This window comes from Pseudomonas sp. C9 (genome assembly GCF_002000165.1).
GTDB lineage: Bacteria > Pseudomonadota > Gammaproteobacteria > Pseudomonadales > Pseudomonadaceae > Aquipseudomonas.
Window position 1 is genome coordinate 1,278,325 of sequence record NZ_MPAK01000001.1, and the last position, 16,748, is coordinate 1,295,072.

Below are 16,748 nucleotides of genomic sequence, written 5' to 3' on the forward strand. Positions count from 1 at the left end.
TGATCTTACGGACGCATGTTGACGGCCGCAATTCAGGTGTCGACGCCAAAGCGTCCTCTCTAGTCTTGAAGGGTTCCTACACCCTGCCACTGAATGTTCAGTGACCACCAGAGACTATCGATGGAAAACATTTCACACCAGTTCATGGAAACCGCCGCGACTTGAAGGAAACTTCCGACGGTCTTGCCCAGAAATTTCGCGTCCGTCTCAAAAACGCCGACTACCAAGTGGATTGGTCTTCAAGACTGGCTTTTTTAAGGTCTTCTTTCCACTCTTCTCTTGCGTATTTATATACATCTTCAAAGAAGCCTCGAGGATCGACTATCTCCGTCTCATCCCAAGCCATAGACGTATTTGCCTCATAATCACTTTCAAACTGTGTAGAAAAATCAAAATTCGACTGTGCTAGAGCATCCTCAAGAATCTTAAACATCAAAAATCGATGCCTATATGGCAAATACTCAAGCTTACCTAACAGAAACACCCTAATAATTTTTTCTCTATCAGCACTATCATTCGGGTTATATACCCACAATGCCTCACCAAGTGTTTCCTCACGATCAAAAATAGAGATACCTCCCAACCAGTACAAAAGCGTTGGCTCAAAAGGAAGGTCATACAAAGGCCACTTCAACATTTCATTATCCTAATCCGGGAACGCAGTATAGGGTTTGACAAGACCACCCTGACGAAACCTGACCTCTGAGTAATTCAACTCATCTACATACTGCGGATTATCTAGATCTTTTTTATTTGGTTTATAGCCTCTACCACCTGCCGGCATTTCCTTCCTTACAACGGGATCCCCTGTTTGGGTAAAACCCGTGGGAGCAGGTGGATTTCGACTCATCCTAGAAACCGCATCATTTATCGCATTCATCTGGAGTAACCAGCTTCTGAACTGGGAACTTGGATTAATTCTCTCCTTTTTTCCTTTTTTTGTTGGATGACTCCCATCAATCGATCTCTGCTTTAGCGCCGCGTCTGGAATTTCGGGATTATGCTTCGCGACAGTATGCATGTCGTAATCTTCCTCCCATTCCAAAACTCGCCGCTTCGCATTTGCCTCTGCCAACTCATCAATCCGCACCCTCCGCTGATTTCCCCTCAGCTTTGGCAGCGGCGGCTCACCTTCATCAACCCTAGCGCCAGTCGTATCATCCGGCGCCGAACACCCAGGCTTATTCGGCGGCGGGCAGTTCCCGCTCAACCCCAACGGATCAACCCATCCCGTCGGGTTCGGCGTGTACTGGTACTGATTCAGCCCACCCGCCAACTTGATCGGGTCCGGCGTCAGATACCGCCCAACATCCGGATCATAGTACCGATGCCGGTTGTAGTGCAGACCACTCTCGGCATCAAAATACTGCCCCTGAAAGCGTAGCGGTTGCTCAAGCTGCTCGCCTCCGCCGAACGCCAGGCGCGTGACTTTGCCGTAGGCGTTGTACTTCGCCGACCAGACGATTTGATAGTTTGGCGGTGCCAGCAGCCGAAGAAACGCTAATGGCCGGACACCGCTAACCCGATCATTCCCACGCTCCCGCGTGGGAATGCCTCCAGGGACGCTCCGCGTTCCAGTCACGCCACCGGTGTCGAGCCGGGCACCCGTTTGACGCAGAGCGTCATGGGCTGCATTCCCACGCAGAGCGCGGGAACGATCATTCAAAAAGCAGTGAGTCGAGACGCCTAAGGCGTTGCCCGCAACCGCCGCCCGATCACATCCAGCACATCACAGCCATCGCGCAACGGGATGGCGCACAGCAAGGCAAAATCGCGGAGGATGAAGGATTCGCACTCGACCGAACCGCGCATCGACATGTTCTCCAGCACCTGCGTGACAGCGCGAATTCGATAGTTGGCGGCGTCGTATAAAACATTGAGCGGCGCGTGGGTATCGACGAACAGAGTGGGCATGTCGGTGCAGTTGCTGGTGAGGGCCATGAAGCGGTTTTTGGGGTGGGGGATTGGTTTTTCGTAGGGTGGATCGGGGTGAAGATTTTTCATTATTGAAGCCTCTGGTAGTGAACGGTCGCTACCATCGGCCTTCCTACAGGCTTGGGTGGCAGCTATGCACGGGGTAGGAATATCGAGACCAGAGAACTCGACCACACCGAAGCGTGCCCGCGCACAGCCGCCGCAACTGATCTTACGGACGCATGTTGACGGCCGCAATTCAGGTGTCGACGCCGGAGCGTCCTCTCTAGTCTTGAAGGGTTCCTACACCCCGCCACTGAATGTTCAGTGACCACCAGAGACTATCGATGGAAAACATTTCACACCAGTTCATGGAAACCGATACAAGTTGAAGGAAACTTCCGATGGGCTTGCCCGGAAAATTCTCAGTTATCAAGAGCACCTTAAACACCACTACTCAGTCCGATGTACTGGCAATCAACGCGCTGAGGATGCGACGTTTAGGATTCCAGATAGTCAAACACCACACCCCCCACCACTCCAAACCTTCGTTGAAGTAATCACTCCACGATTCGCGCCCTGGAATTGCATCAGAGTTATTGACCCATTCTCGCTTAAATCCCTTAACCCAATTTATTACTACAACATCATCCTGTTCTTCGAGGCCTAGAGCCTGACACCACTCATGGAATAGTGCCTGAGCTTCAAGCTCTCCTCGTTTGAATTCAGTTCGATAAGGTGGCTCACGGAAAGAACCGTAAATGCCAGCGGTCCTCGCTCATAATCTTCGACCAAAATGAGATTATGTATTTCTTCCCGACTCAAAACATTAGCCACAGCCTTATCTAGCTCCCAACTGATAGCTGGATCTCCGGGGTTTATATATTCGGGATTTTTTATCAAATCGTTATGCCAATCCCACGAATCTTTCATGAGCTTTTCGTGAAGCCCCGTCAAAGCTTGCCGATGAATTGATTCGTCGACTGTCACATTTATCTCAGGGCGGAGCACGACAAAATTGAAAACGCAGCCAGCGTCATCCATCCGATGAAGAAGCGATTTACTTTTTTCTACGTCAATTACTTTCAACACTAAAAATACACCTTACCCGAAACAAAATAAATTCTTCTTCGCTGTCAACACTCGCAAACAAAACTCACAAAAAGGAGAACAAGTAAAAGAGGACAGATCTATTTACTCTACGCCCGTAAATTTTGTAACTTCTGCCTCAAAAATGGTCAGAAATTTGACGGATTTATTTGTTACTCCGTAGCAACACCTTCGAAGCTTGCAGCAAAAATAAACCCGTCCTCTTTGTTCGCCTGCCAGCCAATTGAGAATATATCCGTCCCTCGCTGCTCAAAAATCCGGGACCAAAATCAAAAAGCCACATCAATACGAACTACATTTAGTTTAATAAATTTTTGGTTAAAAAACGGGTAGCCATAATGAATATCTTGAGCATCGAAACCAATAAAAGATCTTAATACGACACCATCTAAATAGCCCGCTAACACACATGAAAAACTGTCATCCCCCATTTCAACTCCGACATATTCATCCTGGCTTACTTCCATGCTGATGTTATCAGGCAAAACCAATTCAAAATCAACCTCGTAAGTTTTACCGATTCCAATTTTAAATGGGCAGAAGTTAATAAAGCATTGGACTATGACGCCATTGACAAGCAAAACAACCGCCTCTTCGACGACCTCGTCAATCTCCATGACAAGCGCACTATACTTTTTAGTCATTTACCGGCCATCAAAATCGATACTTTAGATAAACAACACATCCTCACCATTTAACTGCGCTCTTAAAGTAGAGCTTCGACATAGAGCCAGAAACACCCTCTACCTTTCCGAGACTAATATATTCATTGAAGTCTCGCTTTAGCGCACCCTGATCTATGTATTTAGGGTGTAACAGAGGAACTTCACATGCGTAAATGTATAGTCTCCACACATCAAATCCATCGACTCGCTCGCCTGGCCCGTAATCGAAATCAACGCATATCTCCGGAAAATACACCCTACAACCAACACCATGCAATTCGTAATTTATGCCATCTAAAATTTCACCTCGCTGCGGAATTTCCTTTGCTCGCCACAGCCGCAGAATAGATTTTTTACCAAATCGTTCCTCAAGCAAGTCTGTAGCTTTTTCTACCTGAGCCAGAAAGTCATCAATCAAACATTCTAAATCTTCGTTTTTCATCTTCTTGCCCTCACCAATCTATCATGCCCTACATTATCGGCAGACTCTTTAACTTCATCGATACTATTGAAAATACTGTGATGGCTTACAATATCTTTAATCAATACGATACTGACTTTAGTGTGGGTTTGTCTGGCCGCAGAAGCCCTATGGTGCCCATCGACTATATAGCGGTTGCCATTATGTTCCACAACATCAATTGGCCAATCGTCGTCATATCCTTTTTTTTGCATTTTTCCAGCTATAGCTTCTACTTGCTTGGTGGAAGTTTTACCCTCTATTGAATGAGTTCTTTTTAAACTGCCTGGATCTACTCCGCTGATTATTGTAGGAAGCGCCGGTTCACCCTCATCAACCCTAGCGCCAGTCGTATCATCCGGCGCCGAACACCCAGGCTTATTCGGCGGCGGGCAGTTCCCGCTCAACCCCAACGGATCAACCCACCCCGTCGGGTTCGGCGTGTACTGGTACTGGTTCAGCCCACCCGCCAACTTGATCGGGTCCGGCGTCAGGTACCGTCCAACATCCGGATCATAGTACCGATGCCGGTTGTAGTGCAGGCCGCTCTCGGCGTCGAAGTACTGCCCTTGAAAGCGTAGCGGCTGCTCAAGCTGCTCGCCTCCGCCGAACGCCAGGCGCGTGACTTTGCCGTAGGCGTTGTACTTCGCCGACCAGACGATTTCGCCGCCAAAATCGGTCAGTTCCTGCGGCGTGCCGAGGTGGTCGAGTTGGTAGTAGAACGGGCAGGCCTTGTGTGGGCCTTTGCCGTCGAGCATCGCCAGCGGTCGGAAGCTGCCGGGTTCGTAGATGTAGCTGCGGTAGTGTTCGCGGCTGCTTTCCGCGATGAGGTTATCGCCTTGCCAGAAGAATTCGGTGGTGTGGCCGTCGACGGTTTTGGCGATGCGGCGGCCGAAGGCGTCGTAGCGATAACTTGAGTTGCGACCGTCCGGGGTGGTGACGCCGATGAGCCGGTGCTGGCAGTCGTAGCGGTAGTCGGTGACGAGTTTCTGTGCGGTGCCGCGACGTTCGCGGATCAGGTTGCCGAAGGCGTCGTAATCGTAGTGGCGGTCGCCTTGCAGGAGCAGGCGATTGCCCCGCACGTTGGCGGCGCCGGGTCGGTCCTGCATCAGCAGGTTGCCGGCCGGGTCGTGGGCGAAGCTTTCCGGTGGGTCGTCGCGAGTGTGGCGCACGCCCGTCAGGCGGTTGAGCGGGTCGTATTGGTAATTGCGCTGGCCGTGGCGGGTGTCGGCAATGCTGTCGAGATTGCCGTTGGCGCTGTAGGCATAATCGCGTCGATACAGCGATTTCTGCCGTTGGCTGACAGCGTGAGCCTGCAAACGACCCTGATCGTCGTAGGCATATTCGCTGAGCAACTGGCCTTGCTGGCGACGCTGCTCGCGACCGAAGGCAAACTGATGGCTGGTGAGCCGCGCGCCGTTGAGGTCTATGGCGGTGAGTGCGCCGCCCTTGGCGTGGTGGTAATCGAGTTTGCTGCCGTCGGGCAGGCGCAGGCGATTGAGCTGGCCGCAGGCGTCGTAGGCATAACGCAGCGTGCCCCAGCCCTGATGTTCGGTGATCAGCCGGTCCTGTCGGTCGTACTCGAATTCCAGCGGGTGGTCGTGGCCGTCGTCGACGCTAATCAGCCGACCGAGGCGGTCGTAGCGGTAGGCGACCTGAATGCCGTCGGGCGGCGTTTTGACCAGCAAGCGCCCGGCCGCATCCCGTTCATACGCGGTAACGAGCTGCGAACCATCAGCACCGAACTCGGTTTTCTCCAGCAGGTGCCCGTTGAGGTCGTAGGCGTACGCGGTGCGTTGGCCGTCGAAGCCGGTTTCCTGTCGGATCAGGCCACTGGGCGTGTAGTCCAGCTGATATTTTTCACCGGATTCGTTCTCGATTTCCGTGAGTAACAGCTGCGCGTTGTCGTAGCGATATTTCAGCTGAGTGCCATCGGCGTTGAGGCGGCGGCTGACCAGGTGCAGATCGTCGACGTACTCGTAACGCGTGACGCGCCCCAGTTCGTCGCGTTCGGCGGTGATTTTTCCGTAGGCGTTGTAGCTATAGGCGCGACTGGCGCCTGTCGGCAGGGTCGTCTGGATCAGTCGACCGACGGCGTCCCATTGGTACTTCGTGACCGCGCCATGTTCGTCCTGACGGGTAAGCTGCCGCCCCAAGGCATCGTAGGAAAAGCGCAGTTGACCACCGTCCGGCAAGGTCTCTTCGAGCAATTGCCCCAAGGCATTCCAGACGAATACATGGCGGCTGGTGTCCGGGTAGCGGGTCGACAGCAAACGTCCTTGGGCATCGTAGTGGTAATGGGTGGTTTGGCCATCGGGGTCAGTCGCTTCGGTGACGTCGCCCTGAGCGTTACGGTGGTACTTCCAAATGGCTTGGCCGCGATAGCGCGCATGCAGGAAACCGTTGCGGTACTCGTAGGCCGTTGGCTCGTCTTCTGGCGGAATCAGCGCCACCAGGCGTCCGACTTCGTCATAGCGGTATTCGGTGACGGCGCCGAGCGGGTCCTGTTCGGCGATCAGCCGCCCTTGCTCGTCGTAGGCCTTGAGCTGTTCGCCACCGTCCAGGTCGACCTTGCGCACCAGCCGCGCACGCTCGTCGTGGACGTAAACTTCTTCGCTGCCATCGCTGTTGTGGACGGTGACGCTGCCAGCGTCATCCCAGACATAGCGCGCGTCCATCTGCGCAAACGACGCCCAGTGACGGATGCAGCGCGCGGCCTTGCCGGAGCGCTCCCACTCCCAGAAAAAACTCGCCCCCCCAGCCAGTTGCCGCTGGAGGATGACGTGTTGGTCGTCGTAGTCGTAGCGCTCGCTTTCGTCGGCGGCGTTGGTCGCTTCGATGAGTTGCGCGCGTTCGTCGTAGGCGTAACTGACCAGGGTTTGCTCGGTCTGCCAGGACTCGTCGTGGGTCTGCGCCGGGGTAAACACCTGGTAGTCGACGGCAACCAGATGGCTGCGTTCATAGCGCAAGCGCAAGGCGCGGCCGGCACCGTTGTCGAGGCGCTGAATGCGTTCCTGGCGGTCGCGGGTGATGCGCAAGCGGTTGTCGTACGCATCGCTGATCGCCGTGAGTCGGCCGTGGTGAAAGTGGTAAAAGCGCGTGTCGTCACCGGCCTGGGCGAGGATCAGTTCTTCCGGTTCGGCCCCGAGGTAAATCGCGGCGCGCGACAGGCTGTTGTGGATTGCCGGGCGCTCGGTGCTCGGCAGCGGGAACGGAGTGCTACGGTTTTCGTGGTCGATCCAGGTGACAGTGTCGGCGTCGATTTCCAGTCGATGGGATAAGGAATGACTCCAGCCGAAACCGAGGCCGCTATCGAGCTCGGCAGCGCTGGTGCGATAGAGCCGGGTGAAGTCGAACGGCAGGAGGCCATCCAGCGTACCGTCAGTGAGGGTCAGCAGTTCTTCGCCGGTGACCATCGACACCGGACACTTGTTGGTGGCGGTGTTAGCGGCGGAATCGGCACTGTCGCCGTTGGGGTTTTTCGCCTGATCCGGGACGTTGTCGTGGTGTTCGTTTTGCTTGAGGGCGGTGTTGCGTTTGGCATTCCAGCGCAACTGCATGCGGCCCTTTTTAAGACCCGCCGCCACACCACGTGCGGCGACGGTTTTGTAGCGGTCGACGTAGGTCGTGAAGCGGTTGATGATCGTGAAGATCGCTTTGACGAAGCCCGTTACTGCGCTGACGAACCGCGCACCATGGTGGGCCAGGCGCAGGCCCAGATAGGCAATGCCAGCGCCCGCACCGGCGAAGGTCAAGACGATCCCGATCAGCAGGTCGATGAGCAATTGCACCACGGCTGCCGAAACAACTTCGGCGGTTTTACCGACGATCTCGCTCGGCGGCAGCATCTCCAACCACAGGCTGGCCGTGCGCAGCAGCAAACACAGCGCCGCTTCGTCACTGGCCAGCAGTTGGACCGTTGCCATCACCTCCGGCGCGGTCTTCGCGAGTTTGACCAGCTCGGCAGCACCACTGCCCAATCGCTTAACGAACTTACCGGGATCTTGAAGGATGTCCGACAGCAAGCTGATGCTGTCCCACACGCCGACCACCGCCGCCCAACTCCCGGCGAGCATGCCGTTCCCCGCCGCGGCAAAAGTCGATTGCGACCACTGCGGCTTGAACCCCTCCCACTCCTTGCGCAGCCACCCGTCCAGCTCTTTGCTCAGGCCGTCGTAGGCGGAAAAAAGCTCATCAATTTGCTCAGGCGCCACTTCGCTTTGAACTTGAACGCGGTAGAACTTGCCGGGTGTACCTTCGAACTGCCCTTTGCCGTTTTCATCGAGCCTGACCGGCGTGATCTTGCCGCCCTCCACGGCAATGACATCTACCTGAATATTCCCCAACGGAATGTCATAAACCGACTCGAACTTGCTCTCGATCTGCAGAATGCCGCCTGCCGGACACTGCGCCACATTGGACAGAAAATCCGCATCGCCACTGCTCACCGCCGTCGTGGTACTGCCCAGTTTGATCAGCCGTTCCATACCCATCAGCGCAGGCATATCCACGGCGTGACTGGCCGTGTCCGCCGTTCGGTTAAACCAGCGCTTGAGCTGTTCGCGGTATAGCGAAAGCGTGTCTGGAAAACTGTCGAGTTCCTGCTCGATGCGGGCGATGTGCGGGTGAACAATCGGGTCAATCATGGGCAGTCCCTCGCGCAGAAAATGGGCGCGCGAGACTGTGCCGGGGATCAAACCGGAAAGAAGTCAGGGAAGTAGGCGATGGCCGTAGGGAAAATCTCTAATTCGCCCTCACAAAACGTCAGACAGGCACAAACAAAAACGTGGCGTGAGGTTTCCCTCACGCCACGTTCATTTATCAGACAGTTTTTGGGGTTACTGCGTAGGGCCGCGAGCCGCCAACTCTTTCAATTTGAGCTCGGCCAATGGATGCCCGGCCTTGGCGGCCATGCCCCACCAGCGCGCGGCTTCGAGTGGGTCCGGCGCCTTGCTCGGCGTGCCGGCCAGGCTGATCACACCGACCTGGTAGGCGGCCTTGCCGTCACCCGCCAACGCCGCCAGGCGCAGCAGTCGAACGCCCTCTTCACGAGCACCCAGCCCGACACCGCGAAAGGTCAAAATGTGGCCATAGAAGCTCTGAGCGCCAACGTCACCCAGGTTCGCCATGCGTGCGAACTGGCCTTCGAGCCAGTGCCAGCCCCGCGGCTGGCGCACAAACCATGACCAATGAAACAAACGGCGAGCCAGCCAGTAACCAGCCCGCGCCTTGAGCTTTAAAAACACTCAGGCCTCTGCCGATTCGGGGTATTCGTATTCGAACACTCGCACCACTTCCGATGCATGCCAGGACGCGGCGGCGACACCGTCAGACGGCCCGGAAAAACGCCCCAGACGCTCGACACATTCGAAGAAGCCGGTGCGCGGAAGACGGCTGGCACCCTGGCTGATCACCAGCGAACTACGCAACGGCTGTTCGGCCCTCGCATCCAGTGCGGCCAGATGTTCAAGGGCTGCCGTCAGGGTTTGCATGGCCGGCGTGGGCAATTGCAAGCGCTCCAGCAACGCTCGATACGTCAAGAGATGGCGCTGACGTCGCGCCTGATCCAGCTCCCCAAGCAATCCGTCCCAATGTTGACGACTGATGCGTACGCTCACGATTCATCCCTCCACCCTGGCACCGTCAATTCCCAGGCCAGGCTGCGGCGAATCGCAGCGTCGGGTTGACGCTCGCCACTTTCGATCAAGGCCAGATAAGACGGGCTGATGCCTACCGTGCGGGCCAACGCTTCAATGGCGATGCCCTTCCCTTCGCGCAAACTGCGTAGTTGATCCAGACCGGGAAGAAACGGGTCTGGTGTTGCCACGTGAGGCACTGGCGCTTCGCGTGGCGGTTGCTCGTTGATGCCTGCTGCTTTCAGTAGAGCCTGATATTGAGCCCACGGTAAAACTGCATACTCGGGCTCGCCTTCGCGTGTGATTATCTGAATATCCATGACTTCCCCGTAGGACAACGACACTTAGCGAGTCGGCACTTTTCCCTAGAAGTGTAATCCTAACAGCGGCCAAGGTCGCGCGGGGGTATGAATAAAGGGGGATTCTCAATCAGTTCAGTGTTTTCTCGGGCCCTGAAGCTGAAGTTTTTCCGGGGTGTCAGGCAGACGCTCGACCACCGCCAGCTTTTCCGGCACCTGACGTTTGCGCCAGAGGCGGAAGGCGTTGAGTTCGTCGTCGAGCACTTTCATCAGCCAGGCCAGCACTGCGATGTCATCGAGCATGCCGAACACGGGAAGGAAATCCGGAATGGCATCCACCGGACTGAGGAAATACATCAGGCCTGCGACCACCGAGATCAGCGCCTTCGGGCTGATGGCACGGTACTCCCCACGCCAGTAGGCCAGGCACAGTGCCTGCAACAAGCGCAAATCGTCTTTGACCTTGCCCAGACGATTACCCTGGCTGGCACCTTTGCTGGCAACAGCGAACAGCAGCGTCGGCAAACGCCCGCGTGCGAGCAGGCGCCCGGCGAGTGGCAAGAATCGAGCGAAACTCCAGGGTGCTTTCATCATTCCTCCCACTGAAATGTTATCCACACAAATTGTGGATAACCTTGTGAACAGAGCTGCATTTCACGGCTGAAACCCCCGTTTCATAAGGGTCTCGCTCAGATCGGGCGTTTTTTACTCACATAAAAAAACCCAAGATTTCATTGACTTGGAGCGCCGGCGCCGCTAGCACGGGCCTCTTCAATGGCTATGACTCCAGCGTACAGCAACCGTTCGCTTTGTTTACCTTCGCTAAACGCCAGATGCAACAACGCCCCGCATTAAGCGAGGCGTTGTTGTCAAAGCAGACGCAGATTACTTGGCGGCGTCTTCTTTGGCTGGATCTTTGATCGCCAGCAGTTCCAGGTCAAATACCAGCACCGAGTTGGCTGGAATTGCCGGGCTTGGGCTTTGGGCGCCGTAAGCCAGTTCGCTAGGGATGTACAGTTTGTACTTCTCGCCAACGTGCATCAGTTGCAGGCCTTCGACCCAACCCGGGATCACACCGCTAACCGGCAGATCGATCGGGCTACCGCGCTCGACGGAGCTGTCGAAAACGGTGCCGTTGGTCAGCTTGCCGGTGTAGTGAACGGTCACTACATCAGTCGGCTTAGGCTGTGCGCCATCGGCTTTCTTTTCCACTTCGTATTGCAAGCCCGAAGCGGTGGTCACTACGCCGGCCTTCTTGGCGTTTTCTTCGAGGAACTTCTTGCCGGCAGCGGCCGACTCTTCGCTCATCTTGGCCATACGCTCTTCAGCACGCTTTTGCAGCGCGGCGAAGGCTTCGACCAGCTCCTCGTCTTTGAGTTTCTGCTCTTTCTTGCCGACGGCATCTTCGATGCCCTGGGCTACGGCCTTGGAATCCAGGTCATCCATGCCTTCTTGAGCCAGGCTTTTGCCCATGTTCAGGCCAATGCCGTAGGAAGCTTTTTGCGCCGGAGTTTTCAGCTCTACGCTGGTCTGCGAATCACAACCCGCGAGTACCAGGCTAACCAGGGCTACCGCCGCCGCCAACCGATGCTGTTTCATGCTATTTCCTTGTTCATGCGCCTAAAGGGCAATCGAGTAAAGCCGCGAGCTTATCAGGCGGCCACGACCAATGGCTACCGGCATGAGAGCGGGAAACTTCTGATAAGTTCAGGTGTTTTAACCCATTTGAGCAATGGGATGATGAAGCTTCTGTCATCTGACTCCTACAGACACTGATCCCGGATCCCATAACATGGCGTAATGGCCACTTGCCGCACCTCAGACACTGAGGCATAAGAGAGCTACAACTCGACAAGGAAGTTCATCTTGCGCCTCTTATCTCGCCTCTTAATGCTGGTCGCTGTATTGCTGGGTCTTGGCCTGACCGTAGCGTTGTACTACGTCGCCAACCCCAAGTTACCGAGCTGGTCGCCCGCTCAACAGGTGCATTACCTGGAGCAATGGAGCGCAGAGGACCGCCAGACTTACTATTTCACCCCTCAAGGCACTCAGGTCAAAGGCTTGCACTATGACTGGTTCAACGCCCTCGAGCTGCCCTTCTCGCAGCAACGATTCGCTTCGCCGGACTACCTCGCACGCTTTGGTTTCCTGATCGACCCTGGCCTGAAAGCCACACCCGACAACCCCGGCAATCTGCCCGTCGGGTTTGCCCGTCACAAAAACCCCGGCAGTCAGGACGAGTTTCTCGACATCACGTGCGCGGCCTGCCACACGGGCGAATTGCGCTTCAAAGGCCAGGCGATTCGCATTGACGGTGGCTCGGCACAGCATGTGTTGCCTTCCAGTGTGCCTACATTGAAAGGGGGTAGTTTCGGACAAGCGCTGGTCGCCAGTCTGACCTCGACTTACCTCAACCCCTGGAAATTCGAGCGCTTCGCCCGCAACGTGCTGGGCGAGGACTACGACGCCCGACATCAACAGCTGCGCAATGACTTCAGGGCGTCTCTCCTGACCTTCGTCAAAGTTGCCTGGAACGACACCCACCGTGGGCTCTACCCCACCGAGGAAGGACCGGGCCGCACCGACGCCTTCGGGCGCATCGCCAATGCGGCCTTCGGCGATGCGATTTCCGCCGACAACTACCGCGTGGCTAACGCCCCGGTGGACTACCCGCAGCTGTGGGACATGTGGACGTTCAATTGGGTGCAATGGAACGGTTCGGCGCAACAACCCATGGCCCGCAACATCGGCGAATCGTTGGGCGTGGGCGCCACCCTGAGCTTCTTCGATGCCAGCGGCCAGCCGCTTAAAGGCGATGAGCGCTACCCGTCGAGTGTCCGACTGCGCGACCTGCACCATATCGAACAAACCCTGCAACGACTCAAACCACCGGCCTGGCCTGAAGCACTGCTCGGCGCAGTCGACAAGCCCCTGGCCGCCAAGGGTCGCGAGTTGTTCAGTGAAAATTGCGCCGGTTGCCATATACCGCGCTCGGTCGAAAGTGACGGACGCTGGGTGCAGCATCTGAAAATGCTGCCGGTGGATGTCATTGGCACAGACCCGGGGGCCGCCAACAACATTGCCGACCATCGTTTTGACTTGAGCGCCTTGCAATGGGATGTGACTGAGCTGAAACAACTGGACGTTCACCTACAGCCGACACCCACTGAACCGCTGGACTTGAGCAAGCTGTCGTCGGCCAAAGGGTTGGCCTACATCACCGCTTTCGTCGGCAACCGCGCCTACCGCGACGCGAAAATTCCCACGGCGGAACAACCTGCCATGAATGGTTTCGGCCTGCCGATTGGTGTGCGGGAATTGCGCGCCTACAAGGCACGACCGTTGGCGGGTGTCTGGGCGACGGCGCCCTTTCTGCACAACGGCTCAGTACCGAGCATTTATCAATTGCTCTCGCCTCAGGATGAACGCGCCACCACCTTCTATAAAGGTACGTTCGAGTACGACCCCCAACACCTTGGTTATCGCACCGAGGCCTTTACCGATGGCTTTGTGTTCGACACACGCATCACCGGCAATCACAACAGCGGCCACGAGTTCCGTGCCGGCCAGCGCGGCAATGGCGTGATTGGTCGTCTGCTGCTGCCAGAGGAACGCTGGGCGCTGCTGGAATACCTGAAAGTATTGGGCGGCCCGCTGGAGACACAATTGCCATGAGCACACTTTGGATGCGCTTGGGCGCTTTCCTCGGCAAAACCCTTCTGTGGCTGCTGGGTCTTGGCGTGCTCGCCTGGGCGCTGGCCACGGCATGGTTTGCCTGGCAGCACAGTGGCCCGGTTTCGGCAGATGAATTGATTCCGGAAGGCGAAGCCGCAATGACCCAGGACGTGATTCAGACGGCCGTGCGCATTGTCGATCAACACCGCGAGCCCACCCGCTACCTGCGCGACGCCCATGCCAAGGCGCATGGCTGCGTGAAAGCCGACGTTCAGGTGTTGCCGGACCTGGCTGGAGAGATGCGCCAAGGTGTGTTCAGCGAGCCCGGCAAAACCTGGCAAGCGACGATGCGCCTGTCCAACGGCAATGCGTATCCGCAGTTCGACAGTATTCGCGATGCCCGGGGCATGGCGATCAAATTGCTTGATGTGCCTGGTAAACAACTGCTCGCCGACCAACAGCGTCGCGCCGAACAGGACTTCGTGATGTTCAGTCACCCGAATTTTTTCGTCAGCGATGTCGCCGAGTATCGTCAGAATGTGGCGGCTCAGGCTGACGGCAAGAAGCTGATGGCGTTTTTTCCGGGTTGGGACCCGCGCAGTTGGCAAGTTCGCCATCTGTTTATCGCGTTGGCGACCTTGTCGCCTGCTCCGGAAAGTCCAACCCGGACCACCTACTTTTCGGTGTCGCCCTACAAGTTTGGTGAAGCCAATGCCAAGTTCCGGGTGATACCGGACCCGGATAGCTGCCCGGCCTACACCCTGCCCGCGCAAAACCAGAAATTGCCGAACTTTCTGCGCAACGCGCTGAACCAGCAATTATCTACGGATCGGGTGCCGGCCTGTTTCGTCTTGCAGATTCAGCGCCAGGACCCAAGCCACTACATGCCCATCGAAGACACCAGCATCGAATGGAGTGAAAACGAGGCGCCGTTCCAGACCGTGGCGCGGATCAAAGTCCCCGCGCAGGACTTCGACACGCCAGCGCTGAACCTGCAATGCGACAACCAGTCGTTCAATCCGTGGTTTGGCCTGGAGGCTCATCGGCCGATTGGCGGCATCAACCGTCTGCGTAAGGCGGTGTATGAAGCCGTGAGCGACTACCGGCACAGTCGCAACGCTCAGCAATAAGCCGATAGAAACGAAAAAAGCGACCCGTACAGGTCGCTTTTTTTGTGGAGGCCCGGCAATTGCCAAACCCCGGACAGCAAAAAGCCCGCATTAAGCGGGCTTTCTGTGTGGTGACCTGGCGTTCAGTGTTCCAGGTTACCGAATATGGCGCAGCGGACGGGACTCGAACCCGCGACCCCCGGCGTGACAGGCCGGTATTCTAACCGACTGAACTACCGCTGCGCGTAGCGTTGAAAGTAATGGTGGGTGATGACGGGATCGAACCGCCGACATTCTGCTTGTAAGGCAGACGCTCTCCCAGCTGAGCTAATCACCCTTTACCTTCGTTGCGGGGCACATTATGCCACAGGTTTTCGTAAAGTGTTGATTTAATTGAATAATTTTTCAAATAAATCTGAAAACCAGTGAAACGACGCAACCCACAGGAACAACATGCAAACTTCAGACAGAAAAAAACCCGCGTTAGCGGGCTTTTCCGTGGTGACCTGGCGTTCAGCGTTCCAGGTTACCGAATATGGCGCAGCGGACGGGACTCGAACCCGCGACCCCCGGCGTGACAGGCCGGTATTCTAACCGACTGAACTACCGCTGCGCGTAACACTGAATGCGAATGGTGGGTGATGACGGGATCGAACCGCCGACATTCTGCTTGTAAGGCAGACGCTCTCCCAGCTGAGCTAATCACCCTTCACGTTCGGTGTGGCGCGCATTCTACGGAGCGACCTCACCTCTGGCAAGCACTTTTTTAAATAATTTTCTCAGGCCTTCCAAAGGCTTAGCGAAGGGTTGGCCTATGGCGCCGCTAAGAGAATAATGCCCACCTTTGTATATAAGGAGAGACTTACCCCATGTGGTTCAAAAACCTGCTTATCTATCGCCTGACCCAAGATCTGCCTGTTGATGCCGAGGCGTTGGAAACTGCACTGGCCACCAAACTGGCGCGTCCATGTGCAAGCCAGGAGTTGACCACCTACGGTTTCGTCGCGCCATTCGGTAAAGGCGAAGATGCGCCGCTGGTTCACGTCAGCGGCGACTTCCTGCTGGTCTCGGCGCGTAAAGAAGAACGCATTTTGCCGGGCAGCGTCGTGCGCGACGCTGTGAAGGAAAAGGTCGACGAGATCGAAGCCGAGCAAATGCGCAAGGTCTACAAAAAGGAACGCGACCAGATCAAGGATGAAATCATCCAGGCTTTCCTGCCTCGTGCCTTTATTCGCCGCTCCTCGACGTTCGCCGCCATTGCACCGAAGCAGGGCCTGATCCTCGTCAACTCGGCCAGCCCGAAACGTGCCGAAGACCTGCTGTCCACCCTGCGCGAAGTGATCGGCACCCTGCCAGTACGTCCACTGACCGTAAAAATGTCGCCGACCGCCACCATGACCGAATGGGTCACCACGCAGAAAGCGGCGGACGATTTCTTCGTGCTGGACGAATGCGAGCTGCGTGATACCCACGAAGACGGCGGCATCGTGCGCTGCAAGCGTCAAGACCTGACCAGCGAAGAAATCCAGCTGCACCTGAGCACCGGCAAAGTGGTCACTCAGTTGTCGCTGGCCTGGCAGGACAAACTGTCTTTCGTGCTCGACGACAAGATGGTGGTCAAGCGCCTGAAGTTCGAAGACCTGCTGCAAGACCAGGCCGAACAGGACGGCGGCGAAGAAGCCCTGGGTCAACTGGACGCCAGCTTCACGTTGATGATGCTGACTTTCGGTGACTTCCTGCCGGCACTGGTAGAAGCGCTGGGCGGCGAAGAGACGCCGCAGGGGATCTGATAACAACCGGTTTCTACTAATGAAACCGAACTAATTGTGGGAGCCGGGCTTGCCCGCGATGGCGATCAGTCAGCTATCAATCGGCTGACT

At 56.2% G+C, this 16,748-nt stretch carries 15 protein-coding genes and 4 tRNA genes; 3 read left to right on the plus strand and 16 right to left on the minus strand.

Features of this window, described 5'->3' with window-relative positions:
* Positions 1 to 220: 220 nt before the first annotated feature.
* The 12 genes from BMS17_RS06035 to BMS17_RS06090 all read right to left on the minus strand — a co-directional run bounded on the left by BMS17_RS06035 (position 221) and on the right by BMS17_RS06090 (position 11,683).
* Positions 221 to 637: a hypothetical protein gene (locus BMS17_RS06035; RefSeq protein WP_046033389.1), complete on the minus strand. Its 417-nt coding sequence runs from the start codon at positions 635 to 637 to the stop codon at positions 221 to 223.
* A gap of 9 nt (positions 638 to 646) precedes the next feature.
* Positions 647 to 1,666 carry an RHS repeat-associated core domain-containing protein gene (locus BMS17_RS06040; protein ID WP_077430620.1) on the minus strand — a complete coding sequence of 340 codons (1,020 nt, stop codon included), beginning with the start codon at positions 1,664 to 1,666 and terminating at the stop codon, positions 647 to 649.
* Between the two features lie 20 nt (positions 1,667 to 1,686).
* Positions 1,687 to 2,004: a hypothetical protein gene (locus BMS17_RS06045; protein WP_077430621.1), complete on the minus strand. Its 318-nt coding sequence runs from the start codon at positions 2,002 to 2,004 to the stop codon at positions 1,687 to 1,689.
* Positions 2,005 to 2,580: 576 nt separating this feature from the next.
* Positions 2,581 to 3,006 carry a hypothetical protein gene (locus tag BMS17_RS06050; protein WP_256577144.1) on the minus strand — a complete coding sequence of 142 codons (426 nt, stop codon included), beginning with the start codon at positions 3,004 to 3,006 and terminating at the stop codon, positions 2,581 to 2,583.
* 287 nt (positions 3,007 to 3,293) lie between these two features.
* A complete protein-coding gene (locus BMS17_RS06055) occupies positions 3,294 to 3,668 on the minus strand; it encodes a hypothetical protein (protein WP_077430622.1) in 375 nt (124 codons plus the stop codon).
* 43 nt (positions 3,669 to 3,711) lie between these two features.
* Entirely contained in the window at positions 3,712 to 4,131 is a 420-nt protein-coding gene (locus tag BMS17_RS06060) for a hypothetical protein (RefSeq protein ID WP_077430623.1), read from the minus strand.
* Entirely contained in the window at positions 4,128 to 8,795 is a 4,668-nt protein-coding gene (locus tag BMS17_RS06065; RefSeq protein ID WP_077430624.1) for an RHS repeat-associated core domain-containing protein, read from the minus strand. The genes BMS17_RS06060 and BMS17_RS06065 overlap by 4 nt, the downstream gene beginning before the upstream one ends.
* A 192-nt stretch (positions 8,796 to 8,987) precedes the next feature.
* Positions 8,988 to 9,395, minus strand: coding sequence for a sel1 repeat family protein (locus BMS17_RS06070; protein WP_046032938.1), 408 nt, complete (start codon positions 9,393 to 9,395; stop codon positions 8,988 to 8,990).
* Positions 9,396 to 9,767 carry a hypothetical protein gene (locus BMS17_RS06075; protein ID WP_007898892.1) on the minus strand — a complete coding sequence of 124 codons (372 nt, stop codon included), beginning with the start codon at positions 9,765 to 9,767 and terminating at the stop codon, positions 9,396 to 9,398. It abuts the gene before it with no gap.
* Positions 9,764 to 10,105 (minus strand): helix-turn-helix domain-containing protein, encoded by a 342-nt coding sequence (locus BMS17_RS06080; RefSeq protein WP_046032946.1) that lies wholly within the window; start codon positions 10,103 to 10,105, stop codon positions 9,764 to 9,766. The genes BMS17_RS06075 and BMS17_RS06080 overlap by 4 nt, the downstream gene beginning before the upstream one ends.
* 114 nt (positions 10,106 to 10,219) lie before the next feature.
* Positions 10,220 to 10,675 (minus strand): YkvA family protein, encoded by a 456-nt coding sequence (locus BMS17_RS06085; RefSeq protein ID WP_046032937.1) that lies wholly within the window; start codon positions 10,673 to 10,675, stop codon positions 10,220 to 10,222.
* A 294-nt stretch (positions 10,676 to 10,969) separates the two neighbouring features.
* Positions 10,970 to 11,683: an FKBP-type peptidyl-prolyl cis-trans isomerase gene (locus BMS17_RS06090; protein ID WP_008060887.1), complete on the minus strand. Its 714-nt coding sequence runs from the start codon at positions 11,681 to 11,683 to the stop codon at positions 10,970 to 10,972.
* Positions 11,684 to 11,950: 267 nt separating this feature from the next.
* On the opposite strand from BMS17_RS06090, the gene BMS17_RS06095 reads away from it, so the two are divergent.
* Entirely contained in the window at positions 11,951 to 13,759 is a 1,809-nt protein-coding gene (locus BMS17_RS06095; protein WP_077430625.1) for a di-heme-cytochrome C peroxidase, read from the plus strand.
* On the plus strand, positions 13,756 to 14,889 hold the full coding sequence (locus tag BMS17_RS06100) for a catalase family protein (RefSeq protein ID WP_046032935.1): 1,134 nt from the start codon (positions 13,756 to 13,758) through the stop codon (positions 14,887 to 14,889). The genes BMS17_RS06095 and BMS17_RS06100 overlap by 4 nt, the downstream gene beginning before the upstream one ends.
* Positions 14,890 to 15,034: 145 nt before the next feature.
* Here the strand turns inward: BMS17_RS06100 and BMS17_RS06105 are convergent.
* From BMS17_RS06105 to BMS17_RS06120, 4 genes are all read right to left on the minus strand, one after another.
* Positions 15,035 to 15,111: transfer RNA gene (locus tag BMS17_RS06105), tRNA-Asp, on the minus strand.
* Positions 15,112 to 15,129: 18 nt separating this feature from the next.
* Positions 15,130 to 15,205: transfer RNA gene (locus tag BMS17_RS06110), tRNA-Val, on the minus strand.
* Between the two features lie 199 nt (positions 15,206 to 15,404).
* A tRNA-Asp gene (locus BMS17_RS06115) sits at positions 15,405 to 15,481 on the minus strand.
* A 19-nt stretch (positions 15,482 to 15,500) separates the two neighbouring features.
* A tRNA-Val gene (locus tag BMS17_RS06120) sits at positions 15,501 to 15,576 on the minus strand.
* A gap of 161 nt (positions 15,577 to 15,737) precedes the next feature.
* Between BMS17_RS06120 and rdgC the strand changes: the two genes are divergently transcribed.
* Complete coding sequence (gene rdgC / locus BMS17_RS06125; RefSeq protein ID WP_046032934.1) at positions 15,738 to 16,658, plus strand: recombination-associated protein RdgC; 921 nt, start codon at positions 15,738 to 15,740, stop codon at positions 16,656 to 16,658.
* Positions 16,659 to 16,748: the final 90 nt, after the last annotated feature.

Bases quoted from the DNA above. Each gene is read 5' to 3' on its own strand.
- BMS17_RS06065 (WP_077430624.1), bottom strand. From the start codon at position 8,795: ATGATTGACCCGATTGTTCACCCGCACATCGCCCGCATCGAGCAGGAA.
- BMS17_RS06080 (WP_046032946.1), bottom strand. From the start codon at position 10,105: ATGGATATTCAGATAATCACACGCGAAGGCGAGCCCGAGTATGCAGTT.
- BMS17_RS06090 (WP_008060887.1), bottom strand. From the start codon at position 11,683: ATGAAACAGCATCGGTTGGCGGCGGCGGTAGCCCTGGTTAGCCTGGTA.
- BMS17_RS06055 (WP_077430622.1), bottom strand. From the start codon at position 3,668: ATGACTAAAAAGTATAGTGCGCTTGTCATGGAGATTGACGAGGTCGTC.
- BMS17_RS06045 (WP_077430621.1), bottom strand. From the start codon at position 2,004: ATGAAAAATCTTCACCCCGATCCACCCTACGAAAAACCAATCCCCCAC.
- BMS17_RS06085 (WP_046032937.1), bottom strand. From the start codon at position 10,675: ATGAAAGCACCCTGGAGTTTCGCTCGATTCTTGCCACTCGCCGGGCGC.
- BMS17_RS06060 (WP_077430623.1), bottom strand. From the start codon at position 4,131: ATGAAAAACGAAGATTTAGAATGTTTGATTGATGACTTTCTGGCTCAG.
- BMS17_RS06100 (WP_046032935.1), top strand. From the start codon at position 13,756: ATGAGCACACTTTGGATGCGCTTGGGCGCTTTCCTCGGCAAAACCCTT.
- rdgC (WP_046032934.1), top strand. From the start codon at position 15,738: ATGTGGTTCAAAAACCTGCTTATCTATCGCCTGACCCAAGATCTGCCT.
- BMS17_RS06035 (WP_046033389.1), bottom strand. From the start codon at position 637: ATGTTGAAGTGGCCTTTGTATGACCTTCCTTTTGAGCCAACGCTTTTG.